This window comes from Thauera sp. K11 (assembly GCF_002354895.1).
GTDB classification, from domain to species: Bacteria; Pseudomonadota; Gammaproteobacteria; order Burkholderiales; family Rhodocyclaceae; genus Thauera; species Thauera sinica.
The window spans coordinates 2,333,907-2,351,412 of sequence record NZ_CP023439.1 but is presented as its reverse complement, the minus strand read 5'-3'; the positions used below and the strand labels follow the sequence as shown (position 1 = coordinate 2,351,412).

The 17,506-nt window shown below is 65.5% G+C and carries 15 protein-coding genes and 1 tRNA gene; 10 read left to right on the top strand and 6 right to left on the bottom strand.

Going from position 1 to position 17,506, the window contains the following annotated elements:
• Positions 1–5: 5 nt before the first annotated feature.
• From CCZ27_RS10240 to CCZ27_RS10230, 3 genes are all read left to right on the top strand, one after another.
• Positions 6–1,487 (top strand): NADH-quinone oxidoreductase subunit M, encoded by a 1,482-nt coding sequence (locus CCZ27_RS10240; RefSeq protein ID WP_096447885.1) that lies wholly within the window; start codon positions 6–8, stop codon positions 1,485–1,487.
• Between the two features lie 53 nt (positions 1,488–1,540).
• Positions 1,541–3,016, top strand: a complete 1,476-nt coding sequence (gene nuoN, locus CCZ27_RS10235; protein WP_096447883.1) for an NADH-quinone oxidoreductase subunit NuoN — start codon at positions 1,541–1,543, stop codon at positions 3,014–3,016.
• 157 nt (positions 3,017–3,173) lie between these two features.
• The gene (locus CCZ27_RS10230) at positions 3,174–3,728 is read left to right on the top strand and encodes an NUDIX domain-containing protein (protein ID WP_096447881.1); all 555 of its coding nucleotides are present in this window, start codon (positions 3,174–3,176) and stop codon (positions 3,726–3,728) included.
• Between the two features lie 24 nt (positions 3,729–3,752).
• Here the strand turns inward: CCZ27_RS10230 and CCZ27_RS10225 are convergent, their stop codons facing one another.
• Positions 3,753–4,907, bottom strand: a complete 1,155-nt coding sequence (locus tag CCZ27_RS10225; protein WP_096447879.1) for a GNAT family N-acetyltransferase — start codon at positions 4,905–4,907, stop codon at positions 3,753–3,755.
• Between the two features lie 72 nt (positions 4,908–4,979).
• On the opposite strand from CCZ27_RS10225, the gene CCZ27_RS10220 reads away from it, so the two are divergent.
• Positions 4,980–6,608 (top strand): NAD+ synthase, encoded by a 1,629-nt coding sequence (locus CCZ27_RS10220; RefSeq protein ID WP_385961785.1) that lies wholly within the window; start codon positions 4,980–4,982, stop codon positions 6,606–6,608.
• A gap of 49 nt (positions 6,609–6,657) precedes the next feature.
• Positions 6,658–6,996, top strand: coding sequence for a P-II family nitrogen regulator (locus CCZ27_RS10215; protein WP_096447877.1), 339 nt, complete (start codon positions 6,658–6,660; stop codon positions 6,994–6,996).
• Positions 6,997–7,013: 17 nt separating this feature from the next.
• Here CCZ27_RS10215 and CCZ27_RS10210 read toward each other — a convergent pair whose 3' ends face one another.
• Both CCZ27_RS10210 and trxB read right to left on the bottom strand, forming a co-directional pair.
• Positions 7,014–8,099: a Smr/MutS family protein gene (locus tag CCZ27_RS10210; protein WP_096447875.1), complete on the bottom strand. Its 1,086-nt coding sequence runs from the start codon at positions 8,097–8,099 to the stop codon at positions 7,014–7,016.
• A gap of 12 nt (positions 8,100–8,111) precedes the next feature.
• A complete protein-coding gene (trxB, locus tag CCZ27_RS10205) occupies positions 8,112–9,065 on the bottom strand; it encodes a thioredoxin-disulfide reductase (protein ID WP_096447873.1) in 954 nt (317 codons plus the stop codon).
• A gap of 200 nt (positions 9,066–9,265) precedes the next feature.
• On the opposite strand from trxB, the gene CCZ27_RS10200 reads away from it, so the two are divergent.
• The 4 genes from CCZ27_RS10200 to CCZ27_RS10185 all read left to right on the top strand — a co-directional run bounded on the left by CCZ27_RS10200 (position 9,266) and on the right by CCZ27_RS10185 (position 14,425).
• Positions 9,266–9,937, top strand: coding sequence for a Crp/Fnr family transcriptional regulator (locus CCZ27_RS10200; RefSeq protein ID WP_096447871.1), 672 nt, complete (start codon positions 9,266–9,268; stop codon positions 9,935–9,937).
• Positions 9,938–10,080: 143 nt separating this feature from the next.
• Complete coding sequence (locus CCZ27_RS10195; RefSeq protein ID WP_096447869.1) at positions 10,081–12,372, top strand: DNA translocase FtsK; 2,292 nt, start codon at positions 10,081–10,083, stop codon at positions 12,370–12,372.
• Entirely contained in the window at positions 12,369–13,046 is a 678-nt protein-coding gene (gene lolA / locus CCZ27_RS10190; protein ID WP_096447867.1) for an outer membrane lipoprotein periplasmic chaperone LolA, read from the top strand. Before CCZ27_RS10195 ends, lolA begins: the two co-directional genes overlap by 4 nt.
• Before the next feature lie 11 nt (positions 13,047–13,057).
• Complete coding sequence (locus CCZ27_RS10185; RefSeq protein WP_096447865.1) at positions 13,058–14,425, top strand: replication-associated recombination protein A; 1,368 nt, start codon at positions 13,058–13,060, stop codon at positions 14,423–14,425.
• Here the strand turns inward: CCZ27_RS10185 and CCZ27_RS10180 are convergent.
• Positions 14,397–14,660 carry a hypothetical protein gene (locus tag CCZ27_RS10180; RefSeq protein WP_096447863.1) on the bottom strand — a complete coding sequence of 88 codons (264 nt, stop codon included), beginning with the start codon at positions 14,658–14,660 and terminating at the stop codon, positions 14,397–14,399. The genes CCZ27_RS10185 and CCZ27_RS10180 overlap by 29 nt on opposite strands.
• A gap of 266 nt (positions 14,661–14,926) precedes the next feature.
• Between CCZ27_RS10180 and serS the strand changes: the two genes are divergently transcribed.
• On the top strand, positions 14,927–16,219 hold the full coding sequence (gene serS, locus CCZ27_RS10175) for a serine--tRNA ligase (RefSeq protein ID WP_096447861.1): 1,293 nt from the start codon (positions 14,927–14,929) through the stop codon (positions 16,217–16,219).
• A 29-nt stretch (positions 16,220–16,248) separates the two neighbouring features.
• On the opposite strand, the gene CCZ27_RS10170 is transcribed toward serS, so the two are convergent.
• Both CCZ27_RS10170 and CCZ27_RS10165 read right to left on the bottom strand, forming a co-directional pair.
• The gene (locus CCZ27_RS10170; RefSeq protein WP_096452401.1) at positions 16,249–17,277 is read right to left on the bottom strand and encodes a DnaJ C-terminal domain-containing protein; all 1,029 of its coding nucleotides are present in this window, start codon (positions 17,275–17,277) and stop codon (positions 16,249–16,251) included.
• A 133-nt stretch (positions 17,278–17,410) separates the two neighbouring features.
• Positions 17,411–17,487 (bottom strand) — tRNA-Arg (locus tag CCZ27_RS10165).
• Positions 17,488–17,506: the final 19 nt, after the last annotated feature.

Sequence of the window (17,506 nt, the reverse complement as noted above, 5' to 3'; positions counted from 1 at the left end):
CAACGATGACGGACATTCCTTTCCTCAGTCTCGCGATCTGGGTGCCGATCCTTGGGGGATTGCTGGTGCTCGCCACCGGCTCGGATCGCAACGCTCCGCTGGCCCGGGTACTTGCCTTTGCGGTGGCGGTGGCCGGCTTCGTCGTGGCGATTCCGCTCTACACGGGCTTCGATACCGGTACCAGCGCCATGCAGTTCGTCGAGCTGCAGTCGTGGATTCCTCGCTTCAACATCAACTACCACCTGGGCGTCGATGGAATCTCGATGCTCTTCGTCCTTCTCAACGCCTTCATCACCATCATGGTGGTGATGGCGGGCTGGCAGGTGATCGAGGAAAAGGTGGCTCAATACATGGCCGCGTTCCTCATCATGTCCGGCCTGATGAACGGAATCTTCTCTGCGCTCGACGGCGTGCTGTTCTACGTCTTCTTCGAAGCGTCGCTGATCCCGCTCTATCTGGTGATCGGCATCTGGGGCGGCCCGAACCGGGTCTATGCGGCGATCAAGTTCTTCCTCTATACGCTGCTGGGTTCCCTGCTGATGCTGATCGCGCTGCTTTACCTCTTCATGCAGTCGGGCGGCAGCTTCAGCATCCTCGACTGGCATCAACTGCCGCTGCCGATCGAGCCGCAAGTCCTGATCTTCTTCGCTTTCCTGATCGCGTTCGGGGTGAAGGTGCCGATGTGGCCGGTGCATACCTGGCTGCCCGATGCGCACGTCGAGGCGCCGACCGGGGGCTCGGTGGTGCTGGCGGCGATCGCGCTGAAGCTCGGTGCGTACGGTTTCCTGCGTTTCTCGCTGCCCATCGTTCCCGATGCGTCGCAGCAACTCGCGCCCGTGGTCATCGCGCTGTCGCTGATCGCCGTGATCTACATCGGGTTCGTCGCGCTGGTGCAGACCGACATGAAGAAGCTGGTGGCGTATTCGTCGATTTCGCACATGGGCTTCGTCACCCTCGGTTTCTTCATGTTCAACCAGCTCGGCATCGAAGGTGCCCTGGTGCAGATGATCTCGCACGGCTTCGTGTCCGGAGCGATGTTCCTTTGCATCGGCGTTCTCTACGATCGCGTGCATTCGCGGCAGATCGCGGACTACGGCGGCGTCGTCCATACGATGCCGAAGTTCGCCGCCTTCTTCATGCTGTTCGCGATGGCCAATTCGGGACTGCCGGCAACCTCGGGCTTCGTCGGCGAGTTCATGGTCGTGCTCGGCGCCGTCAAGTACAACTTCTGGGTTGCCTTTGCCGCGGCGGTGACGCTGATCCTCGGCGCCGCCTACACGCTGTGGATGTACAAACGCGTGGTTTTCGGGAAGGTGGCCAACAGCCATGTGGCGGAACTCGAGGACATCAATGCCCGCGAGTTCGCCTTCCTCGGGATACTCGCCGTCTGCGTGCTGGCAATGGGCCTCTATCCCTTCCCGTTCACCGAAGTCATGCATGCCTCGGTGGACGAACTGCTGCGGCACGTCGCCGTGAGCAAGCTCTGAGTGCGGATGCACGACGCGAGCAAAGCCGAGACACTTAACGGACTGGTCAGAAGATGAACTTTGTCGTCCCCGACTTCTACCCCGCAGCGGCCGAGATTTTCGTGGCCGTGATGGCACTCGTGATCATGCTGGCGAGCACCTTCGCCCGCAGCGTGCGATGGCTGGGATATGCGCTCACCCAGCTTACCCTGATCGCCGCGGCCGTCATCACGATATACACGATATACAGAACGCAGGGGGAGGTGAGCTACACGTTCAGCAACCTGTTCGTCAGCGACCTGATGGGCCAGTTCCTGAAGCTGGTCATTTACTTCTCGATGGCGGTGGCGCTGCTGTACGGGCGTGGCTATCTGGCGGACCGCAACATCGACAAGCCCGAGTATTACCTTCTTGCGCTGCTGATGACGCTCGGCATGATGGTCATGGTCACTGCGAACCACATGCTGCCGCTCTACATCGGCCTGGAGATGATGTCGCTCGCGCTGTACACGATGGTGGCCTTCGATCGTGAGTCCCCGCGTTCGACCGAGGCCGCGATGAAGTATTTCGTGCTTGGCGCGCTCGCCTCCGGCCTGCTGCTGTATGGCATGTCGATGGTGTATGGCGCGACCGGCACGCTCGAATTCTCGGGCATCGCTCAGGTTGTGTATAACCAGGCCGCGAATCAGACGGTATTGCTGTTCGGCCTCGTCTTCCTCGTCGCCGGCATCTCGTTCAAGCTCGGCGTCGTCCCGTTCCACATGTGGGTTCCCGATGTGTACCAGGGCGCGCCGACGGCGATCACGCTGGTGATCGCGACTGCGCCGAAGCTGGCGGCCTTCGCGATGGCCATCCGGTTGCTGGTGTGGGGGCTGTTCGACCTGGCGGAACAGTGGCAGACCATGCTCATGCTGGTTGCCGTCGCTTCGATCGCGCTGGGCAACCTTGCGGCGATCGCGCAGCAGAACATCAAGCGCATGCTTGCGTATTCGGGCATTTCGCACATGGGCTTCATGCTGCTCGGGCTGCTGGCGGGCGTGGTGGAAGGCGATCGCCATTTCGCGCTCAATGCGTACAGCTCCGCGATGTTCTATGCGGTTGCCTATGTGATCATGAGCCTGGCCTCGTTCGGCATGATCATCCTGCTGTCGCGCGCCGGTTTCGAGGCGGAGAACATCGACGATTTCAAGGGGCTGAACAAGCGCAGCCCGTGGTTCGCGCTGATGATGATGTTCGTGATGTTCTCGATGGCGGGCATTCCGTTCTTCGTTGGCTTCTTCGCCAAACTGTCGGTGCTGCAGGCGGTCGTTGCAGCCGGGTATTTCTGGCTTGCCGTGGTCGCGGTGATCCTGTCGGTGATCGGGGCGTTCTACTATCTGCGCGTCGTGAAGGTGATGTATTTCGATGCGCCGGACGACACGAGCGTGATTCGCGCACCGGCTGAATTGAGGGTGTTGTTGTCGGCGAACGGGCTGGCCATCGCCGGACTCGGCCTGGCGCCGCAGATGCTGATGTCGCTGTGCGCATATTCCCTTCTGGCTTCTCTTTGATTCACCATCGCAGATTCTTGCGGCAGCCGGACATGTCGGCAGGGTAGGGGATTCCGGGAGGACGAGGGCAGCCTGCCGTCGCCGTGCCCATCCTCCCCGGCTCTTGCCTGCCGGCGGCTGCGTCGTTATCGGCCGGTAGGGCCAAGGGAAGGAAATCTTGACTGACGACCCCTTGCACGAGGCGGAGATCGACAGCGAGTCGGTCTTCGAAGGCGCGCTGCTCAAGGTCCGGCGTGACAGGGTGCAGCTACCGGACGGCACCCTCGCTTACCGCGAATACATCCGTCATCCGGGCGCCGTCGTGATCGTGGCTTGCCTCGGTGACGGCCGCCTGATCTTCGAAAGGCAGTTCCGCTACCCCTTGCGTCGGGCTTTCCTGGAGCTGCCGGCGGGGAAGATCGATCCAGGCGAGGACATCGCCGGCTGCGCGCGCCGCGAACTGCGGGAGGAAACCGGCTACGAGGCGGAGCGCTGGCACCACCTCGGCGTGATGCATCCTTGCATCGGTTACTCGGACGAACGCATCGAGATCTTTCTCGCGAAGGATCTGAGGCACGTCGGGCATGCCTGGGACGAGGGGGAATTCCTCGAGGTCCATCTGCTCGGCGTCGACGAGGCGGTCACGGCGGTGCACGACGGCCGCATCACCGACGGGAAGACCATCGCCGCGCTTTTTCGTGCACTGCCCCTGCTGCAGGAATCGGCCCGATAGCCAGCGGCGCGCTCCGGCCGCCGCTCAGCGGGAGGGAGGCTGCAGCCGGAAGGGCGTCCTCTCCGTGAGTTCGTCGAGGTAGAGCTCCACGCCGGCGGTTTCGCGCGCCAGGTAATCGTTCACTGCGTGGCGGAAGCGTGGATCGGCAATCCAGTGCGCCGAGCGCGTGGTGACCGGGAGCAGGCCGCGGGCGAGCTTGTGTTCGCCTTGGGCGCCTCCTTCGAAGATGGCGAGGCCGTGCCGGATGCAATACTCGATCGCCTGGTAGTAGCACAGCTCGAAATGCAGGAAGGGCAGATGCTCGATGGCCCCCCAGTAGCGCCCGTAGAGCGTACGCCGGTCGCACAGGAAGAAGGCCGAGGCGACCGGCTGTCCGGCACGCGCTGCGATCAGCAGGCGAACGGTCTCGGGCTGGCGGCGCGCAAGCCCGGAGAAGAAGCGGGCGTTCAGGTAGGGCGTCGAGCGGTGGAGCGCGTAGGTCGTGGCGTAACAGCGAAAGAAGAATGCCCAGTCATCGCTGGAGGCGGTATGCCCGTCCAGCCAGCAGAGGTCCAGGCCATGGGCCGCGGAGCGGCGCCGTTCCTGGCGGATCTTCTTGCGCTTTTCGTGATTCAGCCCCACGAGGAAATCGTCGAAGTCGCGGTAGCCGGTGTTCGTCCAGTGGAATTGCACGCCCTGGCGTATCAGCAGGCCGGCGTCGCGCAGCCAGCCCGCTTCCTCGTCGGTTGGCAGCAGCAGGTGGAACGATGAATGCCGGCTGTCGCGGACATGTTCCAGCACCGCATGCAGGAGGGCGCGCCGGGCTTCGGTGTCGCGGCCGAGCAGGCGCCGTCCGGGGAGGGGTGTGAACGGCACCGCGGCCAGCCACTTCGGGTAGTAGGGGAGGCCGTGGCGCGCATAGGCTTCCGCCCAGGCCCAGTCGAAGACGTATTCGCCGTAGGAGTGCTGCTTTTCGTAGAGAGGCATGGCGGCCGCCAGCCGGCCGTCGCACCAGAGTGTGGCGTGACGAGGCGTCCAGCCGGTGCCGCGGCCGACGCATCCCGTGTCTTCGAGGGTGTGGAGAAAGGCGTGCGACAGGGCGGGGGCGACCACGCCGTCGTCGCGCGCCAGCGCGTCCCACTCTGCGGCGTCGATGCCGGACAGGCCGTCGACGAGGAGGAAGCCGTCGCGGCCGGTCATGGACGGCGGCGGGCAGGAGCGTCGCAGGAAGGGCCGCGCCGCAGGTGCGGCGAAGCGGTATAGTCTCGCCTCATGATGAACACGCAGAACACATCGATCTCCATTGCGGTCGTCCAGGGCAATTTTACCGTCGGCGACCTGCAAGCCAACGCCGACAGGGTGATTTCGGCCATCGAACAGGCACGGGCGGCCGGCGCCGACCTGCTGTTGACGCCGGAACTGGCTCTCTCCGGCTATCCGCCCGAGGACCTGCTGCTGCGCCCCGACTTCTACCGCGCGTGCGCACGCGAGACCGGGCGCATCGTTGCCGCCTCCAAGGGGATATGCGTGGTGCTGGGACATCCCGCAGAGGCGGACGAAGGCTACTTCAATGCCGCATCGGTCATCATCGACGGCCGGCTGGAGACGACCTACCACAAGCATCTGCTGCCGAACTACGAGGTATTCGACGAGGAGCGCTATTTCGAGGCCGGCCTGGTCCCCTGCGTCTTCGAACTCAAGGGTACGCGCTTCGGTGTCACGATCTGCGCGGATCTGTGGGAAGCAGCCCCCGCCGCGCTGGCACGAGCGGCCGGCGCGCAGGCCATCCTGTCGCTCAACGCGTCGCCTTTCCACATGAACAAGCAGCAGCGCCGGCATCAGGTGCTGCGGGACCGCGTGGGCGAAAACGGCTTGCCGATTCTCTACTGCAACATGGTCGGCGGGCAGGACGAACTGGTGTTCGACGGCGCTTCGTTTGCCATCAACGCCGACGGCGGCTTGGCGTACCGGAGTGCGTCGTTCGAGGAGCGGCTCGACGTCGTTCGCTTCGAGGATGGCCGCTGGGTGTCCGACGTCCGCACGGAGCCCCGGCCGCTGGAAGCGGAGGTGTATGAGGCGCTGAAGTGGGGCGTGCGCGACTATCTGGGCAAGAACCGCTTTCCGGGTGTGATCATCGGCCTGTCGGGGGGCGTAGATTCGGCGCTGACGCTGGCGATCGCCGTGGATGCCCTCGGCGCCGACCGGGTACGCGCGGTGATGATGCCTTCTCCCTATACTGCGCAGATGAGCCTCGATGATTCGCGCGAGATGGTGCGACGACTGGGGGTCCGGTACGACGAAATCCCGATCGAATCCGCCATGAAGGTGTTTGCCGATCTGCTCGCGCCGCAGTTCAAGGGGCTGCCGGAGGATACGACGGAGGAAAACCTGCAGAGCCGGATCCGGGGCATGATCCTGATGGCGCTGTCGAACAAGACCGGCGCCATCGTCCTGACCACCGGCAACAAGAGCGAAATGGCCACCGGCTACGCCACGCTCTACGGTGACATGGCGGGCGGCTTCGCGGTACTAAAGGATCTCTACAAGACCTTCGTGTATCGCCTTTCGAGCTGGCGTAACGGGGTCGGCGGGGTGATTCCGCAGAACATCATCGATCGCCCGCCGTCGGCGGAACTCAAGCCGGGCCAGAAGGACCAGGACAGCCTGCCGCCCTACGAGGTGCTCGATGCCATCATCGAAGCGTACATGGAGCGGGACGAGTCGCCGCGCGAGATCATCGCCGCTGGCTTCCCGGAGAACGACGTCCGCCGGACGGTAGCGATGCTCAAGCGCAACGAATACAAGCGACGGCAGGCGCCTGTGGGCATCCGGGTGACCCAGCGCGGGTTCGGCAGGGATTGGCGATATCCGATAACATCCCGCTATCAGGACGAGTTCTGAGCATGAAGCGGCGCAGGTTGCGCGCGATACCCCCGATCAGGAGACATGGATGAAGAAGATTGAAGCGATCATCAAGCCTTTCAAGCTGGACGAAGTGCGCGAGGGGCTGTCCGAGGTGGGCATCACCGGCCTCACCGTCACCGAGGTGAAGGGGTTCGGCCGGCAGAAGGGGCACACCGAACTTTATCGCGGCGCGGAATACGTCGTCGATTTCCTGCCGAAGATCAAGGTGGAGGTCGTGCTGGCGGACGACATGGTGGAGCAGGCCGTCGAGGCGATCGTGAAGGCTGCCCATACCGGCAAGATCGGCGACGGCAAGATCTTCGTGATGCCGGTGGAACAGGTCGTGCGCATCCGTACCGGCGAGACCAACGAAGCGGCGATCTGACCGGCGCCCGTCCCGTTTCAGTCGCGGGACGCGTTCTGCGCCCGCATCAGCACCAGCAGCGCTCCGGCGCCGCCATCGTGCGGCCCGGCCTGGCAAAAGGCGAGGATCTCCTCGCGTTGCGCTAGCCAGCCGCGCGAAAGCTGTTTCAGCACGGAGATCCGTCCGGGAGATCCCAGCCCCTTGCCGTGGATGACGCGGACGCAGCGCCGCCCCTGCTGAAGGCTCGCGGTGAGGAAGTGCCCGAGTGCCTCGCGGGCCTCGTCCCGCGTGAGGCCGTGCAGGTCGATCTGCCCCTGGAGCACCCACCGTCCGCGCCTGAGATCGTTCAGTACGCGTCGAGGCAGGCCGGGGCGCAGGAATGCCGCCTCGTCGCCCATGTCGAGGCGATCCTCGAAACTCAGCGGCGCGCTCAGTGATTCGCCGAGTGCGGCCTGCTCGTCCGCTTCGCGTTTGATCGGCGCCGGAGCGGGGGCAGGGCCTTCGAGATGCACGCGATTGCGGATTTCGAGCGGCTGGGTGCCCCGCATCGCGTGACGGAAGAGCGCCTCGGGATCGTTGAGGTCGATGGCCGGAGGCAGCTCCGCTGCGTTCGTCCCGGGACCGTCTTCCCGGTGCGTATCGGCAACCCTCGCGCGATGGCGCGCCAGCGTATCGAGTTCCACCCTCCCGGTGTCCCGCAGCGGCGTGACGTCTTCGTAGGCTGCTTGCAGCGGGTCGATGGGAGCGCGGCGGTGTTCCGGTTCCGGCTCGTCGCCAGCGGCCGTCTTCCGCCTGGGGAGCGGCTCGGGGCGGGGACGTTCGATTTCGCACCGGCCATCGGGCCTCAGCGGCCGGGCACCCGCATTTGCCTTGTGGAACAGGGCGAGATCCTCGGCGCCGATGTGCTGGGCGTTGCCGGCAGGCCGTCCTGGGGCCGGTGGCCGGCCGTTGCGAGCCCGGCGGGTGCTATCGCCGGTGCCGGCCCCCGTCGGCTCCTGCCGGTCGTTCCTGAGTGCCGCCAGCGCTGCAAAGGGGCTTGCCGATCTGGGCGCGGCGGCGCCGGTCGCCTGTCCCGCGCGCGCCTGTGCAGCCCGGGCGGTGGCGGCACGTGAGCGACGGGACATCGGCGGGGCTCCTCAGCCGCCCAGCGCGTCGAGATAGCGCTCGGCGTCGAGCGCAGCCATGCAGCCGGTCCCGGCGGAGGTGACGGCCTGGCGGTAGACGTGATCCTGCACGTCGCCAGCGGCGAACACGCCGGGAATGCTTGTCTGCGTTGCATTGCCGTTGCGGCCGCCCTGCGTGACGATGTAGCCGCCTTCCATCTCGAGCTGGCCTTCGAAGATATCGGTGTTGGGCTTGTGGCCGATGGCGATGAACACTCCCTGCTGCGGGATGTCGCGCTTCTCGCCGGAATCGACGCTGCGGATGCGCATGCCGGTGACGCCCGACTTGTCGCCGAGGACTTCGTCGAGGGTGGCGTTGAGTTCGAGTACGATCCTGCCGGCGGCGACCTTCTCCATCATCTTGTCGATCAGGATCTTCTCGGCGCGGAATTTTTCGCGGCGATGAACGACGGTGACCTTGCTGGCGATGTTGGCGAGGTAGAGAGCCTCTTCGACCGCGGTGTTGCCGCCGCCGATCACCGCCACTTCCTGATTGCGATAGAAGAAGCCGTCGCAGGTCGCGCAGGCCGACACGCCGCGTCCGGCGAACTCTTCTTCCGTGGGCAGGCCGAGATACTTCGCCGTGGCGCCGGTGGCGATGATCAGCGCATCGCAGGTGTATTCGCCGGCGTCGCCGATGAGCCGGTAGGGCTTTTCCTGCAGCTTCACCGTGTGGATGTGATCGAAGATCATCTCGGTGTTGAAGCGCTCGGCGTGCCGCTGGAAGCGGGACATCAGGTCGGGACCTTGCACACCGTCGGCATCGGCGGGCCAGTTGTCGACATCCGTGGTCGTCATCAACTGTCCGCCCTGGGCGAGTCCGGTGATCAGGACGGGGTTCAGGTTGGCGCGCGCAGCGTATACCGCGGCGGTGTAGCCGGCAGGGCCGGAGCCCAGGATCAGCAGGCGGGCGTGCTTGGTGGTCATGACTTGAAATTCCGGCAAATCGGGAAGGAGCGCCATTATAAGCGAGCCTTTTCGGCTGCCAGCCCAATCGGAGCGATAGCGGTCGGCAATGAGGTGGTCTCGTTGGGCAGCGTTGTAATCATCGTTCTTGCGGATATTCGTTTACACTGGTGAAAAGTTGTCACGACATGTCTACGTAGTCCGTGTTGCCCGGAGACAGCATGAGTCAGCCAACGGTCGTATCCCCCATCGCCCTCAAAACCTTCCCGCTCTTCCACGGCCTGTCGGACGAAGTGCTCGCAGCCGTGGCCCGCGTTGCCATGATGCGTCGCATTCCGCGCGGACAGACCGTCGTCAACGCGGGAGATCGTCCCGACTACGTCTATTTCGTCCTGACCGGTAGCCTGAAGGTCGTCGTCAGTGACGAGGACGGACGCGAGGTCATCCTTTCCATCCTCGGCCAGGGGGAACTCTTCGGCGAGATGGGCATGTTCGACGAGCAGCCTCGCTCGGCCTCGGTCATCGCGGTCGTCGCCTCGGACCTGGTGATGATCTCCAAGAACGAGTTCCGCCAGATCATGCACGACAACTTCGAGATCGCATGGCGCATCATGTGCAATCTCGCGGAGCGTCTGCGCAATGCCGACCGCAAGATCGAGAGCCTGGCCCTGATGGACGTCTACGGGCGCGTGGCGCGCCTGCTGATCGAGATGTCGGAGGACGTCGATGGCAAGACCGTCGTGGTCCGCAAGATCTCCAAGCAGGACATCGCCAAGATGATCGGCGCTTCGCGCGAAATGGTCAGCAGGGTGATGAAAGACCTCGGGCAGCAGGGCCTGATCGAAGAGACTGCGCGCGGAATCATCCTGCGCGACCGCCTCAGCGAGGTCTGACGAGGCACCGGAAGGCGGCGGGTTGACGCTCGTTGCGGCCGGGCCTGCGCGGCCGGCCGCCGACACCCGCGGACGGCGATGACGGGGGATCGCATATAATCCTTCCTTCCGTTGTGTCCTTCCGGCCTTCCTGCCGCTTCTCCATGCTGTCTCGCTCGTCGCACCGTTCCCAGCCCCTCCCCGAAAAGATTTCCCTGCTGCTGCAGGAGGCACGCTGGCTGATTCTGGGCGTCATGTCGCTGTACGTCGGGCTGGTCCTGCTGGGCTACAGCAAGACCGATCCGGGCTGGTCGCATGCCTCCTCGGTGGAGCGCGTCGCCAACCCGGGCGGGCGCTTCGGTGCCTGGCTGGCCGACCTCCTGCTGTATCTGTTCGGAATTTCGGCGTGGTGGTGGGTGGTCTTCCTCGCCTACGGGCTGATATGGGGATTCCGCCGGCTGAAGAATCGCCTGACGCTGGACCGCAGGTCGTTCTTTTTCGTCCTGCTCGGCTTCTTCGTCGTGCTGCTTGCCAGCAGTGCGCTGGAGTTCCTTCGTTTCCACAGCCATGGCGGCGCGGTTCCGCTCGCGCCGGGCGGTCTGATCGGGATGGAACTGGGGCAACTGATCCAGCGCTATTTCGGCTTCACCGGCGGCACCTTGCTGCTCCTGGCGGCGCTGGCTTCCGGTTTGTCGTTGTTCACCGGCGTGTCCTGGCTCGCGTTCGTCGAGCAGGTGGGGCTGGCGCTCGAGCAGGCGGTAGCGGCCGTGCAGGAGGCTTGGCAGCGCTGGCAGGACAGGCGGGCCGGGCGGCAGGTCGCGCAGCGGCGCGAGGCGGTCGTGGAGACGCGCCGGCGCAAGACCGAGCAGGCCGCCCCGGCGCCGCTTCGCATCGAGCCGCCGGTGGCCGCCGTGCCGAAATCCGAGCGTGTGGAGAGGGAGCGCCAGCAGCCCCTGTTCTCCGACGAGGCGGTGGGAGCGATCCCGCCGGTCGCGCTGCTCGATCCCGCCTCGTCCGACGTCGAGCCGCCGTCGGCCGAGGCGCTCGAATTCACCTCGCGCCTGATCGAGACCAAGCTGGCCGATTTCGGTGTCGAAGTGAAGGTCATCGCCGCCTATCCTGGCCCGGTGATCACCCGCTACGAGATCGAGCCCGCGGTGGGCGTGAAGGGCAGCCAGGTGGTCAACCTGGGCAAGGATCTCGCTCGCGCCCTGTCGCTGGTGTCGGTGCGCGTCGTCGAGACGGTGCCCGGCAAGTCGTGCATGGCGCTGGAACTGCCCAACTCCAAGCGGCAGATGGTCCGGCTGTCCGAGATCGTCGGCTCCAAGGCGTACCACGACATGAGTTCGCCGCTCACGGTGGTGCTGGGCAAGGACATCGGCGGGCAGCCGGTCGTCGCCGACCTGGCCAAGATGCCGCACCTGCTCGTGGCCGGTACGACCGGCTCGGGCAAGTCGGTGGGCATCAACGCGATGATCCTGTCGCTGCTGTACAAGAGCGAGCCCGAGCGGGTGCGCCTCATCATGGTCGACCCGAAGATGCTGGAACTGTCGATCTACGAAGGCATTCCCCATCTGCTCGCGCCCGTCGTCACCGACATGAAGCACGCGGCCAACGCGCTCAACTGGTGCGTGACCGAGATGGACAAGCGCTACAAGCTGATGGCAGCGGTCGGCGTGCGCAACCTGGCGGGGTTCAACAAGGCCGTGCAGGAGGCGCGCAAGGCCGAGGCGCCGCTGACGAATCCCTTCTCCATCAGCCCCGAGAACCCCGAGCCGCTCGAACCGCTGCCCTACATCGTCGTCGTCGTTGATGAGCTTGCCGACCTGATGATGGTGGTCGGGAAGAAGGTCGAGGAACTCATCGCCCGCCTGGCGCAGAAGGCGCGCGCGGCGGGCATCCACCTGATCCTCGCGACGCAGCGTCCGTCGGTGGATGTGATCACCGGCCTCATCAAGGCGAACGTGCCGACGCGGATCGCTTTCCAGGTTTCGTCCAAGATCGATTCGCGCACCATCCTCGACCAGATGGGGGCGGAAGCGCTGCTGGGGATGGGCGACATGCTGTACCTGGCCCCCGGCACCGGCCTGCCGATTCGCGTGCATGGCGCCTTCGTGGCGGACGACGAGGTGCACAAGGTGGTGGACCACCTGAAGCGCGTCGGCCCGCCGGACTACGTGGATGGCATCCTTGCGGCGGCGGAGGACGACCTCGACGGGGCCATCGGCGCCGGCGGGGAGGGCGGCGACGGCGAGGCCGATCCGCTCTACGACCAGGCGGTCGAGGTCGTCGTGAAGACGCGCAGACCGTCGATCTCGCTGGTGCAGCGCCATTTGCGGATCGGTTACAACCGCGCAGCACGTCTCATTGAACAAATGGAGCGCGCCGGGCTCGTATCGCCCATGGGAAGCAATGGAAACCGCGAAGTGATCGTGCCCGCCAAGGAGAGCGAATGAATGCAAGGCGCAGGAATCCGGCCTGGTCCGTCGCCCGCCGTGTGCTGCCAGGCGTCGCGATGATCCTGGTCGCCGGTGCGGCGGCAGCGGCCGACGCGGTTGCGCAGTTGCGCCAGTTCGTCTCGGTGACGCGCAGTGCCGAGGGCGAGTTCGAACAGATCGTGACCGCGAAGTCGGGCCGCAGGCCGCAGCAGTCCGCCGGCCGCTTCGCCTTCGCCCGGCCCGGCAAGTTCCGCTGGGAATACGAGAAGCCCTATCCGCAACTGCTCGTCGGTGACGGCGAACGCATGTGGACGTGGGACCGCGACCTGAATCAGGTCACCGTGCGCCGGATCGGCGATGCCCTCGGCGCCACGCCGGCGGCGATCCTGTTCGGGAGCGGCTCGCTGGACGACAATTTCGTGCTGACCGACGCCGGCAGCGGCGATGGCCTGAGCTGGGTGGAGGCGCGGCCGAAACGCGCCGAAGGCGCCTTCGATTCCTTGCGCATCGGCCTTTCCGGCAGCGAACTCAAGCGCATGGAGATGCAGGACAACTTCGGCCAGATCACGCTGATCAGCTTCACGCGGCTGCGTCCGAACCCTCCGCAGGACGAGGGTCGCTTCCACTTCGTCCCGCCCGCCGGCGCTGACGTGATCGGTGAGGCATCCGACCCGGCCGCGCAGCCGCGCTGAACGTTTCGTCCATGACCGATCTTTTCGAGGACCTGGAACCGCCGCGCGTACCGCTCGCGGAGCGCATGCGCCCGAAGAGCCTCGACGAAGTCGCCGGCCAGGCGCATCTGCTCGGCCCCGGCAAGCCGCTGCGGCTCGCGTTCGCGGCGCGCAAGCCGCATTCGATGATCCTGTGGGGGCCGCCCGGGGTGGGCAAGACCACGCTCGCGCGGCTCATGGCGCAGGGATTCGATGCCGAGTTCGTGGCGCTGTCGGCGGTGTTCTCCGGCGTGAAGGAGATCCGCGAGGCCATACAGCAGGCCCAGGCGGCCAAGGCGCGCGGACGGCACACCATCCTTTTCGTCGACGAGGTGCATCGTTTCAACAAGGCGCAGCAGGACGCCTTCCTGCCTTTCGTCGAGCAGGGGCTGGTCACCTTCATCGGCGCCACCACCGAGAATCCGTCCTTCGAGGTCAATTCGGCGCTGCTGTCGCGTGCCGCCGTCTATGTGCTCGAGCCGCTCGATACGGAGGCGATGACGCTCCTGTTCGAGCGCGCCTGCGCGCTGGCCTGCCCCGCGCTCCACTTCGACGAAGGTGCGCGCGACCGCCTGATCGGCTTTGCCGACGGCGATGCCCGGCGGCTGATGAACATCATCGAGCAGGTGCAGACCGCGGCGGAAACCGCCGGGGTGGACCCGGTCACGCCGGACTTCGTCGACGATGCGCTGTCGCGCAACCTGCGCCGCTTCGACAAGGGCGGCGAGGCTTTCTACGATCAGATTTCGGCGCTTCACAAGTCGGTGCGGGGTTCGCATCCCGATGCCGCGCTCTACTGGATGTGCCGGATGCTCGACGGGGGAGCGGATCCGCATTATCTCGGACGGCGCCTGGTGCGAATGGCGGTCGAGGACGTCGGACTGGCCGATCCGCGAGCTCTCGAAATCGCGCTGAACGCCTGTGCCACCTACGAGCGCCTGGGTTCCCCCGAAGGCGAACTCGCGCTTGCCGAGGCAGTGGTGTTCCTTGCCTGCGCGGCGAAGTCGAACGCGGTGTACAAAGCCTACAACGCGGCGCGTGCGTTCGTGCAGCAGGATGGATCGCGGCCGGTGCCGCTGCATCTGCGCAACGCCCCGACCCGCCTGATGAAGGAACTCGGCTACGGCAGGGCCTACCGCTACGCGCATGACGAATCCGACGCCTATGCCGCGGGCGAGCGCTACTTGCCCGAAGGCATGGCGGAGCCCGGCTGGTATCAGCCCGTCCCGCGTGGGCTGGAGATCCGGATCGCGGAAAAACTCGCGCGCCTGCGCGCCCTGGATCGGGACGCAGACGCGCGTTGCAAGGGAGATGCAGCGAGGGACGAGCCGGTCAGTGGGGAAGCGGATGATCGGCCATGAATTGAGCGCATAACGACCTGGCCCGGTCGGCCTTGGCTTGATCGCCTTCCTCGTCGGCCCGTTCGATCAGATCCAGCATGTAATTGGTGATGAGAAGGACACCTTCCGGTGTCTGCACGAGGCCGCATGCCACCTGGGCGGCGGCGACGTCGGGGATTCCCTCGTGTTCCGCAATGAGTTCAACTTCTTCGTCAGTCAGATCGCAATAATCAAGGCAGTCGCGAATCGAAAGCATAGATACCCTCCACCTCAGGTTCCTGCCGTCTGGAGCGGCATTGATGATGCCCTCCTCTAAGAATATGTGGGGAAATGGAGATGGCAAACTAAATTTCCCCCTTTGGATTTCACAAGCCATTGATTTGAATAATCAAACTGTTGCCGTCCGGCGAGCGCACCCATCGCCGATAGTCGTTGTCAACCAATGGCTTGGCAGGCCCGGTGCAGATGTATGATGAACTTTCTCCAATAACCCGCTGAACCATCTACGTTTCAGGATTCCCCATGCTCGACGTCCTACTTCTTCGCAATCAGATCGACACGGTCGCAAGCCGGCTCGCCAGTCGTGGTCTCGAACTCGATACCGCCGCCTTCGTGGCGCTGGAGGAAGAGCGCAAGGCGCTGCAGACCCGTACGCAGGAACTGCAGGCGCGCCGCAACGCGCTGTCCAAGCAGATCGGCATGCTGAAAGGCAAGGGCGAGGATGCGTCGGCGGTGCTGGCCGAGGTCGGGCAACTGGGCGAGGAACTCAAGCGCTGCGAGCAGACCTTGCCGCTCCTGCTCGAAAAGCTGGACGACTTCCTGCTCGGGCTGCCCAATCTGCCGCACGAGAGCGTACCGGTCGGCGACGACGAGACCGGCAACGTCGAAGTGCGCCGCTGGGGCACGCCCGCCGGCTTCGATTTCGAGGTGCGCGACCACGTCGAACTGGGCACCGGGCTGGGCCTGGACTTCGACACCGGGGCCCGGCTGTCCGGCTCCCGCTTCACCTTCATGCGTGGCAAGGTTGCCAGGCTGCATCGCGCACTCGCCCAGTTCATGCTCGACGTGCAGACCGGCGAGCACGGCTATACGGAGTGCTACACGCCCTACATCGTCAATCGCGAGATCCTCGTGGGCACGGGCCAGTTGCCCAAGTTCCGCGACGACATGTTCTGGGTGCTGCGCGGCGGCGACGAGGAATCGACCGAGCAGTACCTGATCTCGACCTCCGAGATTTCACTGACGAACAGCGTGCGCGAGCAGGTGCTGGCGCTCGATGCGCTGCCGGTCAAGCTGACGGCGCACAGCCCGTGCTTCCGCTCCGAAGCGGGCAGCGCAGGGCGCGATACGCGCGGCATGATCCGCCAGCATCAGTTCGACAAGGTCGAGATGGTGCAGATCGTTCATCCGGAAAAAAGCTACGAGGCGCTCGAGGAGATGGTGGGGCACGCCGAGGCGGTGCTGCAAAAGCTCGGGCTGCCCTACCGGGTGGTCGCGCTGTGCACCGGCGACATGGGATTTTCGTCGGCGAAGACCTACGACCTCGAGGTCTGGCTGCCGGCGCAGAACACCTACCGCGAAATCTCGAGCTGCTCCAACTGCGAGGCTTTCCAGGCGCGGCGCATGCAGGCGCGGTTCAAGAACGCCGGCGGCAAGAACGAACTCGTGCACACCCTGAACGGCTCGGGTCTCGCCGTGGGCCGCACCCTGGTGGCGGTGCTCGAGAACTATCAGCAGGCCGACGGTTCGGTGGTGGTGCCCAAGGCGCTGGTGCCGTACATGGGCGGCATCGAGGTGCTGGAACCGGCGCTCTGAGCGAAGCGCGGCATCTTCCCGGCAGCCGGTCAGGTACGTCCCGGCTGCCGGGAAGGTAGCCAGTTCGTTTCCCACTCGGCCAGTTCGGGGTAATGCCGTTTCGCCTTGCGCGAAAGCTCGGCGTCCAGTTCCTCCAGGACCTGCCTCTGATGCTTGTCGCAAGCTTCGGGTGCCACGGGCCGCAGTTCGACGATCAGGGCGCCGGCGGGCTGGCCGCGGCCAGCGGGAAAACCCGCGCCGTCGACACGCAGTTCGCGCGGTGCCGCCTTGCCGGCTTCCACATGCAGGCGGACCGAGCCTCCGGGCACCGGCACCTCGATGTCGCCGCCGGCGAGCATGCGCAGAGCGCCGACCGGCCGCGACACTCTCAGATCGCGCCCCTCGAGGCGATACAGGTCGTGCGCCGCGATGAGCACCCGCAGCCTGAGATCGCCGCTCGCTCCGTCCGGATGGGGCGAAGGTTCTCCCGCGCCGGCGATGCGCAATTCGTCGCCGCCCAGCAGTCCCGGCGGAACCTTCACGGCGAGGGTACGCCACGCCTGCGTGCGGCCGCTGCCCTCGCAGTCGGTACAGGTGCGCTGCGTCCTGTAGCCCCGTCCGGCGCAGACTTTGCAGCGCTCCAGGTTGCCGCCCACCCGGACGCGGCCCGATCCGTGGCAGTCCTTGCACAGCTGCGTGTGGGCAAGCGCTTCCTCGCCGCTGCCGCCGCAGGTGGCGCACTCCGCCTCGCGCGCGATCTTCACCGGCTTTTCGCACCCCAGCCAGGCTTCCTCTATCGTCAGTGACAGATCCTGGCGGCGGTCCGCGCCCGGCGACGCATCGCCGCCGGCGGGATGGGTGTCCTGCGGCGCATCGGTCCCGGTTTCGGCGGCGGGGCCGGACTCGGCGCTGGCCAGCAGGCGCTCGTAGGCGGCACGCAGGGCCTTGAAATGCTCCAGCGCAGCGGGGTCGGGATTCCGGTCGGGGTGCCATTGCATGGCAAGCCGCCGGAATGCCCGCTTGATGTCCTTCTGGGCGACGCCCGGATGCAGGCCGAGGAGGGTGTATGCGTCGTTCATTGCGGGCAGGCGCAGCCGGGGCGTGGTGTGCGGACGGTACCACGACAACATGGGCCGGAGGTGCGCAATGCGCAATCCGGCCGGTCAAAGCAAAAAGCCCAGTCGAAAGGACTGGGCTTCACGCCGTTCTGGTTGGCGCGCCCGGAAGGATTCGAACCTCCTACCCCCTGGTTCGTAGCCAGGTACTCTATCCAGATGAGCTACGGGCGCTCCGATGCAACAAGACTCG